The organism is Bradyrhizobium sp. WSM1253 (assembly GCF_000244935.1).
GTDB lineage: Bacteria > Pseudomonadota > Alphaproteobacteria > Rhizobiales > Xanthobacteraceae > Bradyrhizobium > Bradyrhizobium canariense.
This window is the reverse complement of sequence record NZ_JH600073.1, coordinates 4,297,688-4,320,745: the sequence shown is the minus strand read 5'-3', so window position 1 is coordinate 4,320,745 and position 23,058 is coordinate 4,297,688. Positions and strand designations below refer to the sequence as shown.

Annotated in this window: 20 protein-coding genes; 8 read left to right on the top strand and 12 right to left on the bottom strand. The window is 64.8% G+C overall.

What is annotated here, in order from left to right; genetic code table 11:
- Window position 1: 1 nt before the first annotated feature.
- Genes BRA1253DRAFT_RS21980 through BRA1253DRAFT_RS21970 form a run of 3 tightly spaced genes read left to right on the top strand, consistent with a single transcriptional unit; the run spans window position 2 to window position 2,520 of the window.
- The gene (locus BRA1253DRAFT_RS21980) at window positions 2–1,399 is read left to right on the top strand and encodes an AtzE family amidohydrolase (RefSeq protein ID WP_007597960.1); all 1,398 of its coding nucleotides are present in this window, start codon (window positions 2–4) and stop codon (window positions 1,397–1,399) included.
- A gap of 1 nt (window position 1,400) precedes the next feature.
- Window positions 1,401–1,793, top strand: a complete 393-nt coding sequence (gene hpxZ, locus BRA1253DRAFT_RS21975) for an oxalurate catabolism protein HpxZ (RefSeq protein ID WP_007597958.1) — start codon at window positions 1,401–1,403, stop codon at window positions 1,791–1,793.
- Between the two features lie 4 nt (window positions 1,794–1,797).
- Window positions 1,798–2,520: a GntR family transcriptional regulator gene (locus BRA1253DRAFT_RS21970; RefSeq protein ID WP_007597956.1), complete on the top strand. Its 723-nt coding sequence runs from the start codon at window positions 1,798–1,800 to the stop codon at window positions 2,518–2,520.
- A gap of 111 nt (window positions 2,521–2,631) precedes the next feature.
- Here the strand turns inward: BRA1253DRAFT_RS21970 and atzF are convergent, their stop codons facing one another.
- The gene (atzF, locus tag BRA1253DRAFT_RS21965; protein ID WP_007597954.1) at window positions 2,632–4,449 is read right to left on the bottom strand and encodes an allophanate hydrolase; all 1,818 of its coding nucleotides are present in this window, start codon (window positions 4,447–4,449) and stop codon (window positions 2,632–2,634) included.
- Between the two features lie 295 nt (window positions 4,450–4,744).
- Here atzF and BRA1253DRAFT_RS21960 point away from each other — a divergent pair, with 295 nt between their 5' ends.
- Entirely contained in the window at window positions 4,745–6,595 is a 1,851-nt protein-coding gene (locus BRA1253DRAFT_RS21960; RefSeq protein ID WP_007597953.1) for a feruloyl-CoA synthase, read from the top strand.
- A 359-nt stretch (window positions 6,596–6,954) separates the two neighbouring features.
- Here BRA1253DRAFT_RS21960 and BRA1253DRAFT_RS21955 read toward each other — a convergent pair whose 3' ends face one another.
- Window positions 6,955–7,461: a MarR family winged helix-turn-helix transcriptional regulator gene (locus tag BRA1253DRAFT_RS21955; protein WP_007597952.1), complete on the bottom strand. Its 507-nt coding sequence runs from the start codon at window positions 7,459–7,461 to the stop codon at window positions 6,955–6,957.
- 84 nt (window positions 7,462–7,545) lie between these two features.
- On the opposite strand from BRA1253DRAFT_RS21955, the gene BRA1253DRAFT_RS21950 reads away from it, so the two are divergent.
- Together BRA1253DRAFT_RS21950 and BRA1253DRAFT_RS21945 are read left to right on the top strand one after the other, a co-directional pair.
- Complete coding sequence (locus tag BRA1253DRAFT_RS21950; protein WP_007597951.1) at window positions 7,546–8,766, top strand: cytochrome P450; 1,221 nt, start codon at window positions 7,546–7,548, stop codon at window positions 8,764–8,766.
- A 44-nt stretch (window positions 8,767–8,810) separates the two neighbouring features.
- Entirely contained in the window at window positions 8,811–10,022 is a 1,212-nt protein-coding gene (locus tag BRA1253DRAFT_RS21945; RefSeq protein WP_007597950.1) for an ABC transporter substrate-binding protein, read from the top strand.
- A 176-nt stretch (window positions 10,023–10,198) separates the two neighbouring features.
- On the opposite strand, the gene BRA1253DRAFT_RS21940 is transcribed toward BRA1253DRAFT_RS21945, so the two are convergent.
- Entirely contained in the window at window positions 10,199–11,461 is a 1,263-nt protein-coding gene (locus BRA1253DRAFT_RS21940; RefSeq protein WP_007597949.1) for an NAD(P)/FAD-dependent oxidoreductase, read from the bottom strand.
- A 307-nt stretch (window positions 11,462–11,768) separates the two neighbouring features.
- Here BRA1253DRAFT_RS21940 and BRA1253DRAFT_RS21935 point away from each other — a divergent pair, with 307 nt between their 5' ends.
- A complete protein-coding gene (locus tag BRA1253DRAFT_RS21935; RefSeq protein ID WP_007597947.1) occupies window positions 11,769–12,941 on the top strand; it encodes an ABC transporter substrate-binding protein in 1,173 nt (390 codons plus the stop codon).
- 154 nt (window positions 12,942–13,095) lie between these two features.
- Here the strand turns inward: BRA1253DRAFT_RS21935 and BRA1253DRAFT_RS21930 are convergent, their stop codons facing one another.
- The 9 genes from BRA1253DRAFT_RS21930 to BRA1253DRAFT_RS42915 all read right to left on the bottom strand — a co-directional run bounded on the left by BRA1253DRAFT_RS21930 (window position 13,096) and on the right by BRA1253DRAFT_RS42915 (window position 22,119).
- Window positions 13,096–14,967, bottom strand: a complete 1,872-nt coding sequence (locus BRA1253DRAFT_RS21930) for a bifunctional sugar phosphate isomerase/epimerase/4-hydroxyphenylpyruvate dioxygenase family protein (protein ID WP_007597946.1) — start codon at window positions 14,965–14,967, stop codon at window positions 13,096–13,098.
- Window positions 14,964–15,701, bottom strand: a complete 738-nt coding sequence (locus tag BRA1253DRAFT_RS21925) for an ABC transporter ATP-binding protein (protein WP_007597945.1) — start codon at window positions 15,699–15,701, stop codon at window positions 14,964–14,966. Before BRA1253DRAFT_RS21925 ends, BRA1253DRAFT_RS21930 begins: the two co-directional genes overlap by 4 nt.
- A gap of 10 nt (window positions 15,702–15,711) precedes the next feature.
- Window positions 15,712–16,455: an ABC transporter ATP-binding protein gene (locus BRA1253DRAFT_RS21920; RefSeq protein WP_007597944.1), complete on the bottom strand. Its 744-nt coding sequence runs from the start codon at window positions 16,453–16,455 to the stop codon at window positions 15,712–15,714.
- Window positions 16,452–17,450 (bottom strand): branched-chain amino acid ABC transporter permease, encoded by a 999-nt coding sequence (locus BRA1253DRAFT_RS21915; RefSeq protein WP_007597943.1) that lies wholly within the window; start codon window positions 17,448–17,450, stop codon window positions 16,452–16,454. Before BRA1253DRAFT_RS21915 ends, BRA1253DRAFT_RS21920 begins: the two co-directional genes overlap by 4 nt.
- Entirely contained in the window at window positions 17,447–18,322 is an 876-nt protein-coding gene (locus tag BRA1253DRAFT_RS21910) for a branched-chain amino acid ABC transporter permease (protein ID WP_007597939.1), read from the bottom strand. The genes BRA1253DRAFT_RS21915 and BRA1253DRAFT_RS21910 overlap by 4 nt, the downstream gene beginning before the upstream one ends.
- 138 nt (window positions 18,323–18,460) lie before the next feature.
- Entirely contained in the window at window positions 18,461–19,591 is a 1,131-nt protein-coding gene (locus tag BRA1253DRAFT_RS21905) for an ABC transporter substrate-binding protein (protein WP_007597937.1), read from the bottom strand.
- 58 nt (window positions 19,592–19,649) lie between these two features.
- On the bottom strand, window positions 19,650–20,528 hold the full coding sequence (locus BRA1253DRAFT_RS21900) for a shikimate dehydrogenase (RefSeq protein ID WP_007597935.1): 879 nt from the start codon (window positions 20,526–20,528) through the stop codon (window positions 19,650–19,652).
- A 143-nt stretch (window positions 20,529–20,671) separates the two neighbouring features.
- Window positions 20,672–21,610, bottom strand: a complete 939-nt coding sequence (locus BRA1253DRAFT_RS21895; RefSeq protein WP_007597933.1) for a LysR family transcriptional regulator — start codon at window positions 21,608–21,610, stop codon at window positions 20,672–20,674.
- Window positions 21,611–21,942: 332 nt separating this feature from the next.
- Window positions 21,943–22,119, bottom strand: coding sequence for a hypothetical protein (locus BRA1253DRAFT_RS42915; RefSeq protein WP_007597932.1), 177 nt, complete (start codon window positions 22,117–22,119; stop codon window positions 21,943–21,945).
- 167 nt (window positions 22,120–22,286) lie between these two features.
- On the opposite strand from BRA1253DRAFT_RS42915, the gene BRA1253DRAFT_RS21890 reads away from it, so the two are divergent.
- Window positions 22,287–23,015, top strand: a complete 729-nt coding sequence (locus tag BRA1253DRAFT_RS21890; protein WP_007597931.1) for a LuxR family transcriptional regulator — start codon at window positions 22,287–22,289, stop codon at window positions 23,013–23,015.
- The last annotated feature ends 43 nt before the right edge of the window (window positions 23,016–23,058 follow it).

The following is a 23,058-nucleotide window of genomic DNA, read 5'->3' as shown; positions in this document are numbered from 1 at the left end:
CATGACGACCAAGCCAGAGATGACGGCCTCCGAGATCGCGAGCGCGGTTGCGGGCCGCAAGATGTCGGCGCTCGATGCGACCGAAGCAGCGCTTGCGCGTATCAAGCAGCACGACACCATCCTCAACGCCTTCACCGACATCACCGCCGATCGCGCCCGCGCCAAAGCGCGCGCGATCGATGCCGACATCGCCGCCGGCAAGACCGTCGGCCCGCTCACCGGCGTGCCCTTCGCGGTGAAGAATTTATTCGACGTCGCAGGCCTCGCCACCCGCGCCGGCTCGAAGATAAACCGAGACCGCGCGCCCGCGACGCGCGATGCCACGCTAATCGAGCGTATGGAAGCGGCTGGCGCCGTGCTGGTCGGTGCGCTCAACATGGGCGAATACGCCTATGACTTCACCGGCGAGAACGTCCATGACGGTCCCTCGCGCAATCCGCATGATACCACGCGGATGAGCGGCGGCTCCTCCGGCGGATCCGGCAGCGCCGTCGGCGGCGCGCTGGTGCCGATCGCGCTCGGCTCCGACACCAACGGTTCGATCCGCGTGCCGTCCTCGTTCTGCGGCATCTTCGGCCTGAAGCCCACCTATGGCCGGCTCTCGCGTGCGCGCTCCTTCCCGTTCGTCGCGAGCCTCGATCATCTCGGCCCGTTCGCGCGCTCCGCCACCGATCTCGCGCTCGCCTTCGACGCGATGCAGGGGCCGGATGCGGACGACGCCGCCTGCACCACCACACGTGGTCTGGAGCCGACGCTGCCGCTGCTCGCCAATCCGGTTTCGGACCTGCGCATCGCAATCGCCGGCGGGTACTTCCAGCAGAATCTGTTTCCGGAAGCCGTCGAAGCCGTCAGCCGCGTCGCCAAGGCGCTGGGCGCAACGCGCGTGGTGGACGTGCCGGAAGCCGCGCGCGCCCGCGCGGCGGCCTATGTCATCACCACCACGGAAGGCGCCTCGCTGCATCTCGACCGGCTCCGCAAGCGGCCGAACGATTTCGATCCCGCCGTGCGCGACCGGCTGATCGCGGGCGCTATGGTGCCGGCGCCGCTGGTCGACCGCGCGCAAAAATTCCGCCGCTGGTATCGAACGCAACTCGCCGAGATATTCAAGTCGGTCGACGTGCTGATCGCACCGGCGACGCCGTGCACCGCGCCGAAACTCGGCCAGATCAATTTCAATCTTGGCGGCGTCGAGCTGCCGGTGCGCGCCAATATCGGCATCCACACCCAGCCGATCTCCTTCATCGGCCTGCCTGTGGTTGCCGTGCCGGTGCCGCTCGAACCGCTGCCGATCGGCGTGCAGATCATCGCCGCGCCATGGCGCGAGGACATCGCGCTGCGCGTCGCATACGCGTTGGAGAAGATGGGCGTCGCCGCCGCGCCCAGCGCAAAAGGATTTTGAGATGGAGATCGATCTCCCCGACGTGATCGCGGACGTCAAAGCCGCGTTCGATCGCTATGAGCAGGCGTTGATCACCAACGACGTCGCGGTGCTCGGCGAGCTCTTCCGCAACGATCCCCGCACGCTGCGTTATGGCATCGGCGAGAATCTCTACGGCTATGAGGCGATCTCCGGATTCCGCGCCGGGCGCTCGCCGGTCGGCCTCAATCGCCGCACCGCGAAAACCGTGATCACCAGCTATGGCCGCGACACGGCGGTCGCCTCCACCCTGTTCTATCGCGACACGATGCCGGGCAAGGTCGGCCGGCAGATGCAGACCTGGGTAAAATTCCCGGAGGGCTGGCGCGTCGTCGCCGCCCATGTCAGCATCATCGACGAGTCGAAAGAGACCTGACCGTATGACGCTTGACGATCTTCCGCCCGGAGCGCTGCCGGCCGATCCGGCGGTGCCGCGTGTCGACCGGGCGTCACCATCAGCTCACAAAATCACGCGCGCCGAGGAGCTGCGCCTGCAGCTCGCCGACGAGATCGTGCGCGGCGCTCTGCCGCCCGGCGCGCCGCTTGACGAGACCGACATCGCGCGCCGCTTCAGCGTCTCGCGCACGCCGGTGCGGGAAGCGCTGCGCCAGCTCGTGGCAAGCGGCCTCGTCGAAGCACGCGCCCATCGCGGCGCGGTGGTGGCACAGCCTTCGTTCGAACGGCTGACGGGCATGTTCGAGGCGATGGCGGAGCTGGAAGCGCTGTGCGCGGGTCTTGCCGCCGAACGCATGTCGGCCACTGAGCGTCACGGTCTGGAAGCCATCCACGAAGAGCTGCGGGTGTTGAGCTACGCCGGCAATCCCGAGCGCTTCCACGAGGTCAACGAGCGCTTCCACAACGCGATCTATGCGGGATCGCAGAACGGCTACATCGCCGAGATCACGCTGGCGACGCGCGTGCGCGTGCAGCCGTTTCGTCGCGCCCAGTTCCGCAACCTCGGCCGATTGGCAAAGTCGCAAGCCGAGCACGACCGCGTCGTCGTCGCGATCATGCGCGGCGACAAGCAGGGCGCCGCCGCCGCGATGCGCGCGCATATCGAGCTGGTGCGCGGGGAGTACGAGATCTACGCGGTGTCGGTGTAGGGCCGCGCGCACGGTGCCGTAGGATGGGCAAAGGCGCAAAGCGCCGTGCCCACCATCTACCCAAGCTGACGGTGATGGTGGGCACGCTTCGCTTTGCCCACCCTACGAGACCTATGCCGTAGCGGCTTCCGCCATAAACTTCCGCCATCCACCATAAGCCGTGATATCTCGCGCCTCGCCCAGCACCTCGGGCTCGACGAGAAATCCCTTCACGCTGCGGCCATCCGCCAGCCGCACGGTGCCAATCGCCATCGGCGCGGGAATCGCGTTGACGAACTTGCCGAAGGCGGACGACGACAGTATCCAGATCTCCAGCTCGATCGACGCGCCCTTGCCGGTTTCGACGCGCAGCATGCCCGGCTTCGGCGGCGTGGTCTTCAATGCGTAGAGCTTGTAGTCCGCCGCGGTCCTGGTCGCCTCGATCAGCTGGCCGTTCAGCGCTTTCAACTCGCCGTTCAACGCCATGCCGGACAGATGCGCGCCGACCACGGCGATGGGAATCTCGTCGATGCCGTTTGCGGCAAGCGGCGCCAGCGCTGCTTGCGCCGCACCCTTTGCGCCAAGCGTCAGTTTGGTATCGGCATGAAACACGCGTCCGATGCTCGCGAGCAGCGCGTCGTGACCCGTGGGTGCAAGGAGCGTGATGCCGAACGGGATGCCGTCGGCGCGCATCGCCGCCGGCAGCGCGAGACCGCAGAGGTCGAGCAGATTCACAAAATTGGTGTAGGTGCCGAGCCGGCTGTTGAGCTCGATCGGATTGGCCAGCACCTGCGCGGTCGTATAGGCCGTCGGCGCCGTCGGCAGCACCAGCGCGTCGATATTGGTGAAGGTGCGCTCGGCGATCTTGCGCAGGCCCTGCAGGCGATAGAGCGCGGAGAAGGTCTCCGCCGCCGTTAACCGCGCACCGGCCGCGGTGATCTCGCGTGTCACCGGATGGATCGTATCCGGCGCGGAGGCGAGCAGGTCGCGGATCACGAGATAGCGCTCGGCGACCCACGGTCCTTCGTAGAGCAGCCGCGCCGTCTCGTAGAATGGCTCGAGGTCGAACTCGATGAGGGTTGCGCCAAGCGCGGTCCAGCGCTTCAACGCGTCAGCGTAAGCCGCTTCCGCCTTCTTGTCGCCGAAGAAGATCAGCTGTCCGCTGCGCGGCACGCCGAGGCGCAGGTTTGCCGGGAGCGGGGTGATCGCGCCGAGCGGCCGGTCGCGCGAGAACGGATCGGCCTGGTCGGGACCCGCCATCACGGAGAGCGCCAGCGCGGCGTCGTCCACGGTCAGCGCGAACACCGAGATACAGTCCAGCGTCCGGCAGGCCGGCACCAGGCCAGCGGTCGAAATCATGCCGAGGCTCGGCTTCAGACCAACGATGTTGTTGAGCATCGCCGGCACGCGCCCGCTGCCGGCGGTGTCGGTGCCGAGCGACAGCGGCACCAGCCCGGCGCCGACGGCGGTAGCCGATCCCGAGCTCGATCCGCCGGGAATGAGGTCCTCACGGATCGCGTTTCTGGGGATGCCATAGGGCGAGCGCACGCCGACAAGGCCGGTCGCGAACTGGTCGAGATTGGTCTTGCCGATGATGATCGCGCCGGCGGCGCGCAGCCGCGCAACCGCGGTCGAATCGTGTGTCGGGATGTACGAGAAGGCCGGGCACGCCGCGGTGGTCGGAAATCCCAGCGCGTCGATGTTGTCCTTCACCACCACCGGCACGCCATAGAGCGGCAGGCCGGCGGCCTCCTTGGTGGCGAGCTTCTCGGCTTCCGCGATCGCGTCGTTTTCGTCGCGCAGGCTGATGAAGACGGCGGGATCGTTGTGGTCGCGGATGCGCTGATAGGTGCGCGCGACCGTCTGCGCCGGCGTGAGCGTGCCCGCGCGGTGCGCGGCCACGATCGCGGCGATCGTTTCAGGCTGCTCAGCCCCCATTTCAGCCCTCATGGCGACAAACTCCGGCTACGTCTCTTCACCCGGATCGAAGCAAGCGATGTGCCATTGTGTACAGAATCCGGGCAGGACAAGTGCTGCGGATATTATCGATGGATCAGTGGCTTGTGGGATATTTCGAGCGCCGGCGGGCCTGCGTGTCAGCGCCCTGTTACGGGCATTTGCGCAAATAATGGGCAGCTCACCGAGCCCCGAGCTTGCGCCCCAACAATTGTCGTGGCCAACATGCTGGCCAACGCGGTCCCGACGAGGCTGCGGTCGGTCCCGGCTCCCGGGCGAGGAGGAAACCATGACAGCCGCCCCTCGCGGTGATGCTTCGAGCCTGTTCGCGACACCCAGAACCGTTGCCGAGCATCGCGCCGACGGCAGCATCGTGCTGCGCTCGCCCGAGCCGCTGCGCGATGGCGCGCGTTGCGTCGGCGACTGGCTGGAGCAATGGGCGCGGCAGAGGCCTGATACGATTTTCCTCGCGGAGCGCAGCAGTGCCGAAGCGCCATGGACCACCGTCACCTATGCGCAGGCGCTCCGGCAGGTGCGCGCGACAGCGTCCTGGATTCTGGCGCAAGGTCTCAGTCCGGAGCGCCCGCTCGCGATCCTCTCCGACAACAGCATCGATCATGCGTTGCTGGCATTGGCGGCCCAGCATGTCGGCGTGCCCTCGGCGGCGATCTCGCCGGCCTATTCGCTGATGTCCAAGGATTTCGACAAGCTCAAGAGCATGATCACGCTGCTTGAGCCCGCCGCGATCTATGTCTCCGCGACGAGGCCGTTTGCGGCGGCACTGGCCGCGATCAAGCCGCTGCATAGCGCGCAGATCATCAGCGGCAACGCGAGCGACGCCGATGCGCTCGCCTTTCGCACCGTTGCGGCGACGCCTGAAACGGCGGACGTCGCAAGAGCCTTCGCCGCTGTCACACCGGACACCATCGCAAAATTCCTGTTCACCTCGGGCTCGACCGGCACGCCGAAAGCCGTGATCAACACCCAGCGCATGCTGACGTCGAGCCAGCAGGCCAAGGCGCAGACCTGGACGTTTCTCGAACAGGGGCGCGACGATCTCGTCATTCTCGACTGGCTGCCCTGGAGCCACACCTTCGGCGCCAACCACAATTTCAATCTCGTGCTGCGCAATGGCGGCTCGCTCTATATCGACGGCGGCAAGCCGGCGCCCGGTCTGTTTGCGATGTCACTCGCCAATCTCAGAAGCGTGATGCCGACGGTCTATTTCAACGTGCCGCGCGGCTTCGATATGCTGATCGCGGCGCTGCGCGGCGACGGGGAACTGTGTCGCCGCTTCTTCAGCGAGGTGAAATTCGCGTTCTACGCCGGTGCCGCGTTGCCGCAGAATCTCTGGGACGCGCTCGAAGAACTCTCCGTCAAGACTGTTGGCCGCGCGATGCCGATGGTCTCGGCCTGGGGCTCGACCGAGACCTCGCCGCTGGCCACCGACTGCCATTTCCTCGCGGAACGCTCGGGCAACATCGGCGTGCCTATCCCCGGCACCGAATTGAAGCTCGTCACCTCGGGCGACAAGCTGGAGGTGCGCGTGCGCGGCCCCAACGTCACGCCGGGCTATTGGAAAGCGCCGGAGCTGACCAGGCAGGCGTTCGACGACGAGGGATTTTATCTCATCGGTGACGCCGTGAAGTTCGCCGATGCGAAGCGGCCCGAGCGCGGCCTGTTCTTCGACGGTCGCGTCGCGGAGGATTTCAAACTCAATTCCGGCACCTGGGTCAGCGTCGGCACGCTGCGCCTCGCCGGCATCGCCGCGCTGGCGCCGCTCGCGCAGGATATCGTCATCACCGGCCATGGCGGCGACGAGGTGCGCTTCCTGGTGTTTCCGAACATCGCTGCGTGCCGCGCGCATGCCGGCCTGCCTGAGACCGCAGGCGTCAACGACGTGCTTGCGCATGACAAGGTCAGAGCCGCGATCGCGCAGGGTCTGGCGAAGCTCAAGCAACACGGCGCCAACTCCTCCGGCCACGCCACGCGTGCCCTGCTGCTCGACGAGCCGCCGTCGGTGGACGGCGGCGAGATCACCGACAAGGGCTACATCAATCAGCGCGCGGTGCTGACGCGGCGTGCCGATGCGGTGGCGCGGTTGGATGACGCTGCGCCAGGCGAGTGGATCGGTCTGTAGCGCTTGGGCCCGTGCCCCGGAAGCAGCGCAGCACCCAGTGATGCGCTGCAGAGCCGGGCCTATCTCGTTTGTGCGCGCGGTCGCGTGGATCCCGGCTCTGCGCAGCAGCGCTTCACGCTGCAGCGCGTCCGGAACACGAGAGCGGGGCAAAGAAAAAGGCCAGCCAACCTGCCGCATTATCCTGCATGATTCTTTTGTTGCCTAAGCAACTAGTTTGTGCGAACCGTTCCAGACTAGGATGACGGCGGGAGAACCGCCGCGTCGGATCGGAGGAAGCTATGCTCGGCAGAGAGGGTACCGCCGGCGAACGACGGTGCATGCCCGGACATGACAGGGCTCAGCGCTCGCTGCGTGGTTCGTCAGGTCTCGGTGCTGCCGGTGACCGCGCCGAGATTTTCGTGCAGACGGCGCAACAGGTCGATCAGCACCTCGCGCTCGTCTTTGTCCAGGCAGGACAACAGGCGCCGTTCGCGCTCGAATGCCGCGACGATCACCTTGTCATGGATGGCGCGGCCCTTCGCCGTCAGCGAGATCGAGTGGGTGCGCCCATCGTTGGGATCGGTGCGGATCGAGATCAGGCCCCGCTTTTCCAGACCGGCCAGCGTTCGGCTCACCGGGCCCTTGTCGAAACCGATGACGTGGCAGATGCGCGACGCCGGAATGCCGGGCTCGATCGCCAGCAGCGACATGATCCGCCATTCCGTGACGTTGACGCCGAACTGCCGCTGATAGAACGCCGTGGCGCTGTTCGAGAGCTTGTTGGCGATGAAGGTGATGAACGCGGGGACGTAGCGGTCGAGATCGAGCGTCGGTCCCGTATCGGCGGGCGCAGGTTTCTGGCGGGCTCTGGTCGAAGACGGCGGCATATCGGGATTCTGTCTCGCGGCGTGTCCGAAAGACCTAAGGGTAAGCGCCGCCCTTGCACAAGATCAAAATAAGTGAGGACTTCCATGAGCGCTTCCAGCTCCCCGGAAATCAACGGTTCGTCGGCCGTCCCGCATCTCGACGTCGATCCTTTCGCGATGGATTTTTTCGCCGATCCCTATCCCACGCATGAGCTGCTGCGGGAGGCGGGACCTGTCGTCTATCTCGACAAGTGGAACGTCTATGGCGTCGCGCGCTATGCCGAGGTCCATGCCGTGCTGAATGATCCCGCGACCTTCTGCTCCAGCCGCGGCGTCGGCCTGTCCGACTTCAAGAAGGAGACGCCGTGGCGGCCGCCGAGCCTGATCCTCGAAGCCGATCCTCCCGCGCACACCCGTACCCGCGCCGTGCTCTCAAAGGTGCTGTCGCCGACGGTGATGAAGGGGCTCCGCGACCGCTTTGCCGCGGTAGCGGAACAGCGTGTGGACGCGCTGCTGGAGAAGCGCAGCTTCGATGCCATCACGGACCTCGCCGAGGCCTATCCGCTGTCGATCTTCCCGGATGCGCTCGGGCTAAAGCCGGAGGGGCGCGAGAATCTCATTCCCTATGCCAGTGTCGTGTTCAACGCCTTCGGCCCGCCGAACCAGTTGCGCCAGGAAGCGATCGCGCGCTCGGCGCCGCACCAGGCCTACGTCACCGAGCAGTGCCAGCGGGACAACCTCACGCCCGGCGGCATCGGCGCCTGCATCCACGCCCATGTCGACGAGGGTGCCATCACCGCCACCGAAGCGCCGCTGCTGGTGCGTTCGCTGCTGTCGGCGGGCCTCGACACCACGGTCAACGGCATCGGTGCTGCGGTGTATTGCCTGGCGCGCTTTCCGGAGCAGTGGCAGCGCCTGCGTGGCGATCCCACCCTGGCGCGCAACGCTTTCGAGGAGGCCGTTCGTTTTGAAAGCCCGGTGCAGACCTTCTTCCGCACGACAACGCGCGAGGTCGAACTGTCAGGCGCGACCATCGGTGAGGGCGAGAAGGTGTTGATGTTCCTGGCGGCTGCCAATCGCGATCCGCGGCGCTGGGACAAGCCTGACAGCTACGACATCACCCGCCGCACGTCCGGCCATGTTGGCTATGGCTCAGGTATTCACATGTGCGTCGGCCAGCTGGTCGCGCGGCTGGAAGGCGAGACAATGCTCGCGGCGCTGGCCCGACGGATCGCAAAAATCGAGATCACGGGCGAGCCAAAGCGCCGCTTCAACAACACGCTGCGCGGGCTCGACAGCCTGCCCGTGAGCATCACGCCGGCCTGACGCGACCGGCATCGAAAACAACAAATACGACAGGGGAGGGAACAATGAAGAACTTGAAGTGGACGCTTGCGCTGGCCGCGAGCCTGATTGGCGGCGCGGCAAATGCCGAGATTTCGGACAACGTCGTGCGTGTCGGCGTGCTCAACGACATCTCCGGCATCTTCCAGGACACCAACGGCATGGGCTCGGTCGAGGCCGCGCGCATGGCCGCCGAGGATTTCAACGGCGGCGGAAAAGGCATCAAGGTCGACATCGTCTATGCCGATCACCAGAACAAGGCCGATGTCGGCAACGCCATCGCGCGCAAATGGCTCGATGTCGAGGGTGTCGACGCCATCGTCGACGTGCCGAACTCGGCCGTCGGTCTCTCCATCAACACGCTGCTGCGCGACAGCCGCATGACGTTTCTTGCGTCGTCCACCGCGAGCTCCGATCTCACCGGCAAGGCCTGCTCGCCCAACACCATCCAGTGGGTCAACGACGCCTGGGCCACCGGCAACACCACGGCGGCGGCGATGATGTCGCGCGGCGGCAAGGAGTGGTATTTTCTCACGGTCGACTACGCACTCGGCAAGGGCATCGAGGCGGAAGCCCAGAAATACATCGAAGCGCATGGCGGCAAGGTGTTGGGCTCCAGCAAGCACCCGCTCGGCACCTCCGACTTTGCCTCCTTCCTGTTGCAGGCGCAGGGCTCGAAGGCGCAGGTGATCGGGCTCGCCAATGCCGGCGGCGACACCATCAACGCGGTAAAGCAGGCCGCTGAGTTCGGGATCCAGCAGGGCGGACAAAAGCTCGTCGCCTTCCTGCTCTTCATCAACGACGTCCACGGCATGGGCATCAAGGTCGCGCAAGGGCTCCAGCTCATGGAAGCGTTCTATTGGGACATGAACGACGACACCCGCGCCTTCGCCAAGCGCTTCGCGGCGCGGCCCGGTATGAACGGCAAGATGCCGAGCGGTAACCAGGCGGGAGTTTATGCCTCCACGCTCGCTTATCTCAACGCGGTCGCCGCGACCGGCAGCGACAACGCCAAGGACGCCGTGCCCGAGATGAAGAAGTTTAGGGGTAAGGACAAGCTGTTCGGCGACACCACGATCCGCCAGGACGGCCGCGTCGTGCATCCGATGTATCTGTTCGAGGTGAAGAAGCCGGAGGAATCGAAATATCCGTACGACTATTACAAGCTGGTCTCGACGATCTCTGCGGAGCAGGCGTTTCGACCGTTGGCGGAAGGTGGGTGCGGGTTGGTGAAGTAGTGATGTAGCCGCGAGCGCCGCTGCACCCTCTCCATCTGTGGGAGAGGGTGGCTTCGCAAAGCGAAGCCGGGTGAGGGGTTCTCTCCGCGAGTCATTCTCTTTCGAGCGCGCTGAGACAGACCCCTCATCCGGCGCTTCGCGCCACCTTTTCCCGCAAGGGGAGAAGGAAGAAAAAGCTACACCACCTTGCTGCTTCCCTGCGTAATCAGCCGCGCGGCGCGCTGGTCGCGGGCGTAGATCCAGAGCCAGCTCAGCGCGACGCTGAGGCGGTGGCGCAAGCCGATCAGGAAGTAGATGTGGGCGATGCCCCAGATCCACCACGCGATGGTGCCGCGCAGCTTGATGCGGCCGAAATCGATCACCGCGAGCCGCTTGCCGATCTGCGCGAGGCTGCCGGAGTGTTTGTAGCGGAACGGCCCGGTCGGCTCCTGGCGCAGCCGGGCCTTGATGGTCTCGGCCACGTGACGGCCCTGCTGCTTGGCGGCCGGCGCGATGCCGGGCACCGGCTTGCCGTCCCAGGCGTTGATCAAAACGGTGTCGCCGATCGCAAAGATTTCTGGATGACCGGGGATGGTGAGATCGGCTTCCACTTGGACGCGTCCGGCGCGATCGGCCGGTGCGCCCAGCCATTCCGCGGCGGGCGAGGCACGGACGCCGGCGGCCCAGATCTTGGTTTTGGCATCGAGCCGCTCGCCGCCGAACACCACGCCGTCGCGGTCGATCTCAGTGACGGCCTGTCCCAGCACGACCTCGACGCCGATTTTCTCCAGCGAGGCCTGCGCATAGGCCGAGAGATCATCGGGAAAGCCTGCGAGCACGCGCGGACCCGCCTCGATCAGCACCACCCGCGCCTTGTTGGTGTCGATATTGCGGAAGTCGGCTGGCAAGGTGTGGTGCGCCATCTCGGCGATGGTCCCCGCGAGCTCCACGCCCGTTGGACCGGCGCCGACGATGACGAAAGTCAGCCGTGCCGCGCGTTTGGCCGGATCGGTCTCGCGCTCGGCGCGCTCGAACGCCACCAGGATATGACGGCGCAAGGTGGTCGCGTCCTCCAGCGTCTTCAGGCCGGGCGCGAACTGCTCCCATTCGTCGTGGCCGAAATAAGCGTGCCGCGCGCCAGTGGCGAGCACCAGCGTGTCGTACGGCACCTCGCTGCCATCGTCGATCAGCACGCAGCGCCTGTCGGCATCCACCCCGCTGACGGCCGCAAACAGCGTCGTCACGTCGCGCCGGTCGCGCATCAGATGCCGGACCGGCCAGGCGATCTCGCTGGTCGCGAGCGAGGCGGTCGCGACTTGGTAAAGCAGCGGCTGGAACAAATGATGGTTGCGGCGGTCGATCAGCGTGATCTCGACCGGGCTGCCGGCGAGCCGGTAGGTCGTCTCCAGCCCGCCGAAGCCGGCTCCGACAATGACGACGCGGTGCGGTGTCGTGGTCATGTTGCGCCCTCGAATCTCGCTGCTCTATTCTCTCATTTAAGTGCGGATTGGGCGTGGCGGTCCAATAGCCGTCATCAATGGACGCATAGGCTAAGGGTATCGAGTGTATCGCTATCCCGCGAAAAAGCGCCGCATGCTCCGCCGAAGTGAGTAGAATTATATTTCTTGCTATCGCCGATCGGGGCGAAATATGGTGCAGGGGCGGGCGCCGAGCCATTGGCGGCGCGAGAGATTTTGCGTTCAATAGAGATGACCCGGGGCGGCAATCACCCCGCTTCCGGGCATAATAATATGGAGGGGAGTGGTTATGAGGACGGCATTCTGGCTGGCGGGCGCAGCGGCGCTGGTGCTGGCAGGCCCGGCATCCGCCGGCGACACCATCAAGATCGGTTTCGTTTCGACCTTCAGCGGCCCGACCGCCGTGATCGGCAATGACATGCGCAACTCGTTCGAGCTCGCGCTCGATCATCTCGGCCGCAAGATGGACGGCAAGCCGGTCGAGGTGATCTACGAGGACGACGGACAGAAGCCCGACGTCGGCAAGCAGAAGACCGAGAAGCTGGTGCAGTCCGACAAGGTCGACTTCATCGTCGGCTATATCTGGTCCAACGTGCTGCTGGCCTCGCTGAAGACCGCGGTGGACTCGCAGACTTTCCTGATCTCGGCCAATGCCGGCCCGTCGCAACTCGCCGGCGATCTTTGTTCGCCCTACGTGTTCTCGACCTCCTGGCAGAACGACCAGACTCCGGCTGCCATGGGCCTCTACATGAACCAGAAGGGCGTCAAGAGCGTGTTCCTGATCGGCCCGAACTATGCCGCCGGCAAGGACATGCTCGCGGGCGTGAAGAGCACGTTCAAGGGAGAGGTCAAGGGCGAGGAATACACGGTCTGGCCGAGCCAGCTCGACTTCTCCGCCGAGCTGTCCAAGGCGCGCGCCTCGGGGGCCGAGTCGATCTTCGTGTTCTATCCGGGTGCAGCCGGCGTGCAGTTCCTCAATCAATATGCGCAGGCCGGGCTGAAGAGCACGATGCCGCTCTACACGGCTTTCACCGTCGACGAGCTGTCGCTGCCGCTGCAGAAGGAGAATGCGCTCGGCGTTCCCGGCGCGCAGGAATGGGTGAATGATCTGCCCAACGAGCAGAACAAGCGCTTCGTCGCCGACTATCGCAAGAAATACACCGGCCTGCGTCCCACCTATTACGGCGCGCAAGCCTACGACGCGGCCCAGCTCATCAACAGCGCGGTGGTCGCGGTGAAGGGCGACACCAGCAAGAAGGACGCGATGAAGGCCGAGATGGAGAAGGCCAACTTCAAGTCGCTGCGCGGTCCCTTCAAGTACGGCAAGAACCACATCCCGGTGCAGAGCTTCTATCTCCAGGACGTGGTCAAGGACGGCGAGGGCCAACTCTCGCTGAAGACGGTCGCGACCATCGTCGAAAACGACCAGGATCGTTTCCACGACAAATGCGCGATGAAGTGAGCTGATTGCTTCTCCCTCTCCCCGTCCTTACGGGGAGAGGGGTTCTCAGCTCTCTCTCTCTCTCGTCATTGCGAGCGTAGCGAAGCAATCCAGAATCTTTCCACGGAGGGATTCTGGATTGCTTCGTCGCAAGGGCTCCTCGCAATGACGGCCACTACACCCGCGGCATGCTCACAGGCCGCACTTCGCGTGACTGCGCGGCAAGCCTGATCCCGGCATTGGCTGCACCAAACCCCTGATAATCCCGCCGCTCCACGATCTCGAAGAAGAAACGCTCATCGAAGATGTGGGTGTAGACCTGGAAGAACTCCCCGTCGCCTTCGCGGTCGTAGAGAATATGGTTGGCGCGCAGCTGCGCCATCAGCTCGGGTGCGAGGTCGTATTTGGCTTCGATGTCATCGTAGTAATTGTCCGGGATATCCAAAAAATCCGCGCCCCGCTTGCGCATTTCCGCGACCGCCGCAAAGATGTCGCGGCAGGAGAATGCAACGTGCTGCACGCCCGAGCCGAAAAACTCCGAGATGAAACGGGCCGGCAGCGTGCGGTTGGCGGATGAGCCGTTGAGCACGAAGCGCAGGCTCTGGTCGCCGTTGATGACGGCCTGGCTTTGCACGAGGCCTCTGGGATCGGCGATCTCCATCTGCGGCAGCCGCTCGAGATCGAGGATGCCGGTGTAGAACAGCAGCCAGGACAGCATCTCGTCGTAGGGCATCGACTGCGCGATGTGATCGACAGCTAGCAGCGCGTCCGCGCCGGCGTCGCTCGGGACCGGTTCGAAATCCGTGTTCCAGTTCTTGCCGGCTTGGTCGAGAAAATACAGCAGGCTGCCGCCGACGCCGTGAATTGCGGGAATCTCGAGCTCGCCCGGCCCGACCGGCTGGTAGAAGGTGCGCGCCTTCAGTGTCTCGGCGCGCTGCATGACGAGGCCGGCATTGTCGACGTCGAGCGCGATGGCGCAGACGCCGGGGCCATGCGTCACGTAGTGCGAATGCGCAAAGCCGTCGGTCTCGGAGTTGACGACGAGCTCGACCTTGCCTTGCGACCATCGCTCCACCGCCTTGCTGCGATGCTTGCCGGTCTTGCGAAAACCGAGTTGCGCGAGCAGGCGGGCCAGTTCGCCGGCCTTGGTCTCGTTGACGGCAAACTCGATGAATCCCGTGCCTCCACTTTTGGGCTTGGGCGCCAAGGGTTCGCTGACGAGCTTTGGCCAAGCCGGTGCAAGCTGGTCCTCCAGCAGGATCACCGAACGCAGGCCGTCGACCGCGGTCTGTATGGCCGAGCCGGCGCGGAATTGGTCGTTGAAGATCTCCAGCGACAGCGGCCCGGCATAGCCCGTCGCCGCGATCGCCGCCATGAACTCGCCGACCGGCAGGTCGCCCTGGCCGGGGAAGGAGCGGAAGTGCCGGCTCCACGACAAGATGTCGAGCTCGAGCTTCGGCGCGTCCGCAAGCTGGACCAGGAAGATCTTGTCGCCGGGGATCGAGGCCATCGCGCGGACCGGAAAGCCGGGGGCCAGTGCGTGAAAGCTGTCGAGGATCACGCCGATCGCGGGATGGTCGGCGCGCCGCACGATCTCCCAGGCGTCGCGGTAATCGTTGACGTGGCGTCCCCAGGCCAATGCCTCGTAGCCGACGCGCAAGGACCGCTTGGCGGCGCGCTCGCCAAGCTCGCGAAAATCGTCTGCGGCGCGGTCGATGCCGCCGAGCGCGGCCGGCGACACGTTGGAGCAGATCAGCAGCAGATCGGTGCCGAGCTCCTGCATCAGGTCGAACTTGCGTTCGGCGCGGGCAAAGTTGCGCGAACGCTGCGGCTCCGGCATGCCCTCGAAATCGCGGAACGGCTGAAACGCGCAAATCTCGAGATTGAGGTCCCCGCAGAGCTTTGCGATGTCGCGCGGGCCTGAGCCGAACGACAGCAGATCGTTCTCGAAAATCTCGACCGCGTCGAATCCGGCGGATGCGATGGCGCGGAGCTTTTCGTCAAGTGCGCCGGAGAGAGAGACCGTTGCGATCGAGCGTTTGGTCATGCTGCGTTGTCCTCCATGGCGCCGCCAAGGAACAATTGTCCGATGCGGGGATCATTCAAAATGCGCTTCGCACCGTCGACCATGCGGGTCTGGCCGAGCTCGAGCACGATGCCGATGTCGGAAATCTCCAGCGCCGAGCGTGCGTTCTGCTCGATCATCAGAATGGTGACGCCGCGGTCGCGCAGGGATTTCAGGATGTCGAAAGTCTGCTGCACCATCAGCGGCGACAGGCCGATCGACGGCTCGTCGATCAGCACGAGCTTCGGCTCGAGCAGCAGCGAGCGGGCGATTTCGAGCTGCTTCTGCTCGCCGCCAGATAGCGTGGAGGCCTGCTGCGTCGATTTCCGCCGCAGCGCCGGGAACAGGTCGAGCGCGGCCTCGATCCGGCTCTGCAGGTCGATGCCCTTGCCGGCGGAAACGCCGCCGAGCTCGATGTTGTGGCGCACCGACAGCTCGGGAAAGATGTTGCGGCCCTGCGGCACGTAGCAGATGCCGGCATTGAGCAGCGCGCGCTGGCTCAGATTGGTGACGTCGCGGCCGGCGAAGCTGATTTTGCCCTCGCGCAGCTTGAGCAGGCCGAAGATCGCCTTGAACACGGTGGACTTGCCGGCGCCGTTCGGGCCGATGATGGTGGTGATGGTGGCCTGCGGCACGGCGAAGGTGGTGCCGTTCAGGATCGTCATCTTGCCGTAGCCGCCGACGAGATTGTGAACCAAGAGGATCGGATCGCTCATGGTCGCTCTCCTAATGTCCGAGATAGGCTTCGATCACGGCGGGGTTCTTTCGGACCTCGTCGGGTCGTCCCATTGCCAGCACTTTGCCTTCCGCCATCACCATCACGCGCGAGCACAGCGACATCACGAATTCCATGTTGTGCTCGATCACGACGAAGGTGGCGTTCTTCTCGCAGTTGATCGCGACCAGCCGCTCCTTCAGGTCCGCCAGCATCGACGGGTTGACGCCGCCGGCGGGCTCGTCGAGCAGCACCAGCCGCGGTCCGCCCATGAAGGCCATGGCGGCGTCGAGCAGCTTCTGCTGGCCGTAGGACAAACCGCCGGCCGGCTCGTCGGCAAGATGATCGAGCTTGAAGAAGCCGATCATCTGGTTGGCGGCCTCCGTCAGGCCGGCATCGGAGCGGCCGACCAGCCGCGAGGCCATGCTGCCCTGGTGCTCCTGTCCTGCGAGGATCAGGTTCTCGCGCACCGAGAGTTTTGGGAAAACCTGCAGGAGCTGGAATGTGCGGCTGACCCCGAGCTTGTTGAGCTCGGCGGGTCGCAGGCCCGTGACGACCTTGCCGTCGAGCTTGACCTCGCCGCCGCTCGGCGTGAGCTGGCCGAGGATGCAGTTGAACAGGGTCGACTTGCCGCAGCCGTTCGGTCCGATCAGGCCGAGGATCTCGCCCTCGCGGACGTCGAAAGAGACGCCGCCGACGGCGCTGATGCCGCCAAAATTCTTCTTGATGTCGGAGACTTCGAGGACCGCGCTCATTGCACTGTCTCCAGCCGGGACTTTGCGACGGCGCGCTGGGCCGAGGCCGCCTTGGTTCGGCGCTCGGCGAGATAGCGGTCGAGGATTCCCAAAATGCCGGTCGGCGACCAGATCAGCAGCCCCATCACCGCGATCGCGTACAGCATCAGATAATAGCCCTCGGTGAAGCGCAGCCATTCCGGCAGCAGCACCGCGATCATCGCGCCGAGGAACGGACCCAGGAAGAAGCCGGCGCCGCCGACGATCACCATCATCAGGAGGTCGAGCGAGAGCGACAGGTTGAACGGCACGGGATCGATATATTGCGTCAGCGGCGCATAGAGCGCGCCAGCGACGCCGCCGAGCGCCGAGCCGATCGCGAATGCCATCAGCGTATAGCGGCGCGTGTCGACGCCCAGGGACTGCGCCCGCAGCGGGTTTTCACGCAACGCCATGAAGGCGCGGCCCCAGGGCGAGCGGATCAGCCACCACACTGCAAGCGACACGATCGCGAGCGAGCCGAGACAGACATAGTAGAACGGCAGCGGCTTGTTGGTCGCGATGCCGAAGATGTGCGGCCGCGGAATGTTGGAGATGCCGTAGATGCCGCCGGTGAGCCAGCTCTCGTTGCGAAACACCAGGAAGGCCAGCGTGGAGAAGGCGAGCGTGACGAAGGCGAGGTAGTGGTGCTGCACCCGCAGCGCCGGATAGCCGAGCACCCAGCCGACCGCGAAGCTCAGGCCGATCGCGACGACGATCGCCGCCGGCAGCGGCCAGCCATGCGTGGTCATGATCGCTGCCACGTAAGCGCCGATGCCGACGAAGGCGCCCTGCGCCAGCGAGACCTGGCCCGCATAGCCAAGCGTGAGGTTGAGGCCCATCGCGGCGATGGCCATCACCGCCCATTGGCTCAGGATGAACAGGCCATAGCGGTTGAAGTTCATGGGGACTGCGATCAGCGCAGCGATGACGATGAGGCCGAACGCGATCTTGAGAGGTTTGGCGAAGCCGCTCATACGGTGCGCTCCTCGGCGCGGCCGAGCAGGCCCTGCGGCCGGAACAGGATGACGGCGATCAGGAAGATCATCGGCACGGCGGCGCGATACTGCGTCGAGACATAGGCGGCTGCGAGATTGTCGAGCACGCCGATCAGGAGGCCGCCTGCGATCGCGCCTCGCACCTGGTTGAAGCCGCCGATGATCGCGGCGATGAAGGCAGCCTGGCCCAGTACCTCGCCGGACGTGAATTTCGCGAGGTAGATCGGCGTGATCAACAGCGAGGCGAGCGCGACCAGGAACGCGTTGATCAGGAAGGTCAGGAGAATCATGCGCTCGACAGGGACGCCGATGATGCGCGCCACCGTCGGGTTCTGCGCCGCCGCCTGCATCTGGTGGCCGAGCGAGGTGCGGTTGAGAAGCGCAGTCAAGCCGAAGACGGCAAGGATGGCGAGGAGGAGAACGCCGATGCTTTGCAGCGAGACGGCATGGCCGAGGATGGAGATGTCGCCGGTCGGCACGATCGAGGGGAAGGGTGAGGCTTCGGCGCTGAAGAACTGCTTGACGGCCTCCTTGAGGCCGATCGCGAGCGCCATGGTCGCGATCGCGAGCGGCAGCACGCCATGGCGCATCATCGGATCGACCAGCAGCATCTTGAAGGCAAGCCCGAGCAGAAGCATCGACAGCAGGATGCCGAGGATGATCGCGAGCCAGAACGGCGCGCCGGCATGCATCGCCGCCAGCATCAGGAACGCTGGCAGCATCACGAACTCGCCCTGCGCGAAATTGATGGTCTGCGAAGTCTGCCACAGCAGCGTGAAGCCGACCGCGACCAGCGCATAGATCGCGCCGGTGGCAAGTCCCGCGACCAGAAGATCGAACAGATTGGACATTTTCCCCTCTCGGCGCTCGCGCTCTGTCTTCTCGCTCTCCCCGCTCTTCCTTTTCACCCTCTCCCCGTTCTTACGGGGAGGGCGGGGAGAGGGAGACGAAAGATCTCGCTCCGCAAGGAGCGGGAGAAGAGCGCGCCCTCACTTCACCTTAGGCAGCACCTGCTTCACCACTTGCTTGCCTTCGACCACTTCCACCAGAAAGCTCTGGCGGTCGATGTCGCCGGTGTCGCTGAAGGTGACGTCCATCAGGATGCCCGGCTCGTCCGCGGCCTTAATGGTCAGGCCGTGCAGGGTGTCGGCGAACGCCTTCGAATCCACCTTCCCCATCTTGTCGGTGGTGGCCTTCACCATGTAGACCGCGAGATAGCCTTTCAGCCCGTTATGGTCGGGCACGTAATTGTACTTCTTCGCGAACTTGTCGCGAAACGCCTTGATCAGGTCGACCGGCGCATCTGTGGTGAGGCCGACATGGCCGCGCGCGCCGTTGGCGGCATCGCCCGCGAGCTCGATCACCTTCTGCCCGATCAGCGTGGTCTCGCCCATCAGCGGCGCGGTGACGCCCTGACGTTTCAGCTCCTTCAGGATACGTGCGCTCTCTTCCTCGTTCAAATAGACGAACACGGCATCGGGATTGGCGGCCTTGATCTTGCCGACGTCGGCGGCGAAATCGGCCTGACCTGCTTCGGTCGAGAGATCGGCGACCACCTTGGAGCCGAGCCGGTCGAGCTCCTTGACGACGACATCGCGACCGCCGCGGCCAAAATCGTTGTTGACCCAGACCACGGCGACCGACTTCGCCTTCATGTCGTCGTGAATGTATTTGGCGACCTTCGGCATCGACGATTGCTGGCCGAACGAGGTGCGGAACAGGAATTTGTTTCCGCCTTGCGTCAGCTCGGCGGCTTCGCCGCCCATGATCTGCGCGATGCCGGCTTCGGCCGCCAACGGCGCGGTCACCTTCACCGAGCCGGAATAGCCGGGTCCGAGCAGCACATAGGGCTCGGCGTCGAGCGCCTTTTGCACCTGCGCGCGCGCGACGCCGGGGTTGGATTGCGAATCCGCATGAGTGACTTCGAGCTTGCGGCCGAGCACGCCGCCCTTGGCGTTGATCTCCTCGATCGCGAGGTCGATGCCGTTTTTCCAGTTGGTGCCGACGGTGGCGCCGCCGCCGGACAACTCGGCGACGTCGGCGAGCTTGATCGCCTGGGCGTGGACGCTGGTTGCAGTCGCGAAGGCAAGCAGGGCGCCGGCCAGAATGGTCGATTTCATGGTCTCTCCTCCCATTTTTCGTTGATGTTGTGCGCGGCCTTGTGTCCGGCCGCTTCGGTTACGCTGCGTGATAGGCCGAGCTTCGTGCCGCCATCACCTCGTCGAATGCCTCTCCCATGATCTCGGTCGATGGGGCAAGACCCGTGAACAGTTCGAAAGCGTCGGCGGCCTGGTAGATCGCAAGCTCCCGGCCGGTCATGATCCGCGCGCCCTTGGCTTGGGCGGCCGCCAGCAGCGGCGTGATCAGCGGTGAGTAGACGGCGTCGGCGACCCACAGGTTTTGACGCAGCAGCGTCGGCGAGACCGGCGTTTCCCGGTTCGGCAGCATGCCGACCGGTGTGCCGTTGACGAGGCCGGTTGCGCCGTCGAGCGCATCCTCGACGCTTGCGGCGACCCTGGCGCCCCCCTGCTTGACGAGCAGCGCGGCGAGTTTTTCGGCGCGTGCCGGCTCGCTGTCGAAGATGCGGATGTCGGTCACGTCAAGGCTCGCCAGCGCAAAGGCGATCGCCTTGCCGACGCCGCCGGTGCCGATCACGGCCACCGCGTTGCCGGACGGCGCCAGCAGCGGCGCGACGGCGCGCGCAAAGCCGGTCGTGTCGGTGTTGTGGCCGGTCAGCCGTCCGTTCCTGACGACGACGGTGTTGACCGCCCCCATGGCGGCCGCACCCGGTGCCAGTTCATCGAGCAGCGGGACCACCGCCTCCTTGTAGGGAAAGGTGACGTTGACGCCGGCAAAGCCGAGGCGCCGCACGCCTTCCAGCATCAGCCGGAGCCCGGCCGTATCGGCGCCGGCCACTTCGATGAGCTGATAATGTCCGCGCAGGCCAAGCCCCTCCGCGGCGCGCTCATGCATGGCAGGGGAGGCGGAATGCGCGATGGGTGCGCCGATCAGGCCGGTCAGGAGCTTTTTGGATGCGGCGGGTCCGCGCTTTGACATGGTTCGCTATCGTCTCGTTGGGAGCGTTCGGTCCCGGCCATTAGCGGGGAAATCCGCCCAGTTCCAAGGGGCTTCCCCTAGGAACGATAGTCTTTCCTCGGCCTAACACAATTACCCTTTTGTCCTGCAAACCTAACATAATGTTATCTCTTCCGCCCCCGTGCCGCCGCGGCCCTGCCTTTGCCCTGCGACGGCTCGACTGCGCGCATCTCCGCGCGCAGGGACTCGATGAAATACTCGACATGAAGCGACAGCGGCGCGCCGCGCTTCACCGCGATATAGGTCTCGAATCGCGTTGGCTCGGTGATCTTGATCAGCTCGATGCCGGGATAGCCGCCATGGGCCACCGTGAACTGGTCGATGACGGCGATGCCGAGCCCCGCCTTCACCAGCGCGCAGACCGTGGTGCCGAAACGGGCGCGGATGGTGATGTTGTATGCGAGGCGGTGGCGCGCGAAGATCTCGGCCATGATCCGCCCGTAGGGATCGTTGGGATCAATGCCGATCAGCGGATAGCGCGTGATCTCGGCGGCGGAGACCTGCTTGCGGCCGGCGAGCTCGTGGCCCGGCGGCACGATGCAGTAGAGCTCGCCCGAGGCGAGCGGCATGAAGTCGAGCCCGGAATGCTCCAGGCGGTAGCTCATCGCCACGCACTCGCCCCGGCCGAGCATGAGATAGTCGATGGCTTCCTCGAGCTTGAGGATGTTGATGTCGATGCCGAGATCCGGATAGCGCCGCCGGACCCGCTCGATCGCGCGCGGCACCATGACTTGCGAAATGCTCGGCACCGAGCCGATGCGCAATTCCGACAATCCGCCGCGTCCGATCTTGGAGATGATCTCGGAAAGGTCGTCGAACTTCTTGTAGACGCCGTTGATCTGCTCGAAGATGTTCTCGGCTTCCGGGGTGGGGAAATAGCGTCCGTTCTGGCGCTGGAAGAAGCGGATGCCGAGCGAGCGCTCGGTGTATTTGACGAGGCGGCTGATGCCCGGCGCCGAAACGTTCAGCAGCTTCGCCGCGCCGCCGATCGTGCCCGTCACCATCACGGCACGGATCACTTCAACCTGGCGCAGCGTCATCATGTCCTGGGCATCCAAAAGATAATCGTGGGCGGCGCTGCCTTTCCCTCTCCCCTTTGTGGGAGAGGGTGGATCACAGCGATAGAGCGAGACGGGTGAGGGTTCTCTCCCGCGCGAGCCTCGCGCATTTGAACGCGTGGAAACAACCCCTCATCCGGCGCCATAGCCGATGCGAAGCATCGGCGTTTTGTTTTAAGAACGGCGGCCGAAGGCCGCCTATGCCACTTCTCCCACAAGGGGAGAAGGAAGGAAACATTCGCGTTCGGTTGTTCGGTTCAGATCAGAGGAAGGCATGGCACCGAACGGACCGTTCGTGCGCTCACAGCGATTGCGTGCTAGCTCGCCGGTCCGTCCGGCGAGGCGCTCTCTGCTGGCTTGCTGCGCTCGCTTTGCAGCACCCCGCGCGCGAACTCGATGATCTTCTGCTTGTTTGCCGTTTCGCGGACGGCGAAAAATACGCGGTTGAGTTCCAGGCCGAGCACGCTGTTGAGGGCGATGTCCTCGTCTTCCATCGTGGTTTCCCCGCTTCAGACATTGTAGGTGTATCTTGACGTCACTTCTTCCACAAGTAGATTAAGCCTTCGGGGTCAATGGGATACCGGGAAACTACGGAAACCGTGAATTGAGGCAGTGCCCAAAGACGTGCTATATCGCACAGCGAGGGTCAGGAAACGCACCGATGTCCGCCGTGGATTATGGCCGGGAAGCGCTCGACTTCATTGAGGGGCTGGGGGCCTATCGTAGGGTTCCGGACGCTATGAATGCGCTCGAAGGGGCGTTCGGGCGCTTCGGCTTTGAAACCATCATCGTGACAGGGTTGCCGAATCCCGATCAGCGGTTTGCGCAGATGGTGCTCGCCAAGCGCTGGCCCGCGGAATGGTTCAGCCTCTACACCCAGAACAACTACGACCGCGTCGACCCGGTGGTGCGGATGTGCCGACAATCGGTCAATCCGTTTGAATGGTCGGAAGCGCCCTATGATGCCGAACTCGATCCGGGCGCGGCGGAGGTAATGAACCGCGCCGGCGATTTTCGCATGTCGCGCGGCTTCATCGTGCCGATCCACGGGCTCACCGGCTATGAGGCCGCCGTGTCGCTCGGCGGCATCCATCTCGATCTCAACGCCCGCAGCAAGCCGGCATTGCACCTGATGGCGATGTATGGCTTCGACCACATTCGCCGTCTGCTCGATCCGGCGCCGTATCCCTCGACGCGCCTCACCCCCCGCGAGCGCGAGGTGATCTCCTGGGCCTCGCAGGGCAAATCGGCCTGGGAAATCGGCGAGATCCTGCACATCACGCAGCGTACCGCCGAAGAGCATCTCGCGACCGCCGGGCGCAAACTCGGAGCCGTGAACCGTACGCATGCGGTTGCACTGGCGATTCGCAACAAGATCATCAATCCCTAAGCGACGTACTGGGAAATTTCCCAATATCGAACCATTCTCTTTT

Excerpts from the sequence above, each read along its gene's own strand:
- BRA1253DRAFT_RS21980 (WP_007597960.1), top strand. The coding sequence starts at position 2 with ATGACGACCAAGCCAGAGATGACGGCCTCCGAGATCGCGAGCGCGGTT.
- hpxZ (WP_007597958.1), top strand. The coding sequence starts at position 1,401 with ATGGAGATCGATCTCCCCGACGTGATCGCGGACGTCAAAGCCGCGTTC.
- BRA1253DRAFT_RS21970 (WP_007597956.1), top strand. The coding sequence starts at position 1,798 with ATGACGCTTGACGATCTTCCGCCCGGAGCGCTGCCGGCCGATCCGGCG.
- atzF (WP_007597954.1), bottom strand. The coding sequence starts at position 4,449 with ATGAGGGCTGAAATGGGGGCTGAGCAGCCTGAAACGATCGCCGCGATC.
- BRA1253DRAFT_RS21960 (WP_007597953.1), top strand. The coding sequence starts at position 4,745 with ATGACAGCCGCCCCTCGCGGTGATGCTTCGAGCCTGTTCGCGACACCC.
- BRA1253DRAFT_RS21955 (WP_007597952.1), bottom strand. The coding sequence starts at position 7,461 with ATGCCGCCGTCTTCGACCAGAGCCCGCCAGAAACCTGCGCCCGCCGAT.
- BRA1253DRAFT_RS21950 (WP_007597951.1), top strand. The coding sequence starts at position 7,546 with ATGAGCGCTTCCAGCTCCCCGGAAATCAACGGTTCGTCGGCCGTCCCG.
- BRA1253DRAFT_RS21945 (WP_007597950.1), top strand. The coding sequence starts at position 8,811 with ATGAAGAACTTGAAGTGGACGCTTGCGCTGGCCGCGAGCCTGATTGGC.
- BRA1253DRAFT_RS21940 (WP_007597949.1), bottom strand. The coding sequence starts at position 11,461 with ATGACCACGACACCGCACCGCGTCGTCATTGTCGGAGCCGGCTTCGGC.
- BRA1253DRAFT_RS21935 (WP_007597947.1), top strand. The coding sequence starts at position 11,769 with ATGAGGACGGCATTCTGGCTGGCGGGCGCAGCGGCGCTGGTGCTGGCA.
- BRA1253DRAFT_RS21930 (WP_007597946.1), bottom strand. The coding sequence starts at position 14,967 with ATGACCAAACGCTCGATCGCAACGGTCTCTCTCTCCGGCGCACTTGAC.
- BRA1253DRAFT_RS21925 (WP_007597945.1), bottom strand. The coding sequence starts at position 15,701 with ATGAGCGATCCGATCCTCTTGGTTCACAATCTCGTCGGCGGCTACGGC.
- BRA1253DRAFT_RS21920 (WP_007597944.1), bottom strand. The coding sequence starts at position 16,455 with ATGAGCGCGGTCCTCGAAGTCTCCGACATCAAGAAGAATTTTGGCGGC.
- BRA1253DRAFT_RS21915 (WP_007597943.1), bottom strand. The coding sequence starts at position 17,450 with ATGAGCGGCTTCGCCAAACCTCTCAAGATCGCGTTCGGCCTCATCGTC.
- BRA1253DRAFT_RS21910 (WP_007597939.1), bottom strand. The coding sequence starts at position 18,322 with ATGTCCAATCTGTTCGATCTTCTGGTCGCGGGACTTGCCACCGGCGCG.
- BRA1253DRAFT_RS21905 (WP_007597937.1), bottom strand. The coding sequence starts at position 19,591 with ATGAAATCGACCATTCTGGCCGGCGCCCTGCTTGCCTTCGCGACTGCA.
- BRA1253DRAFT_RS21900 (WP_007597935.1), bottom strand. The coding sequence starts at position 20,528 with ATGTCAAAGCGCGGACCCGCCGCATCCAAAAAGCTCCTGACCGGCCTG.
- BRA1253DRAFT_RS21895 (WP_007597933.1), bottom strand. The coding sequence starts at position 21,610 with ATGATGACGCTGCGCCAGGTTGAAGTGATCCGTGCCGTGATGGTGACG.
- BRA1253DRAFT_RS42915 (WP_007597932.1), bottom strand. The coding sequence starts at position 22,119 with ATGGAAGACGAGGACATCGCCCTCAACAGCGTGCTCGGCCTGGAACTC.
- BRA1253DRAFT_RS21890 (WP_007597931.1), top strand. The coding sequence starts at position 22,287 with ATGTCCGCCGTGGATTATGGCCGGGAAGCGCTCGACTTCATTGAGGGG.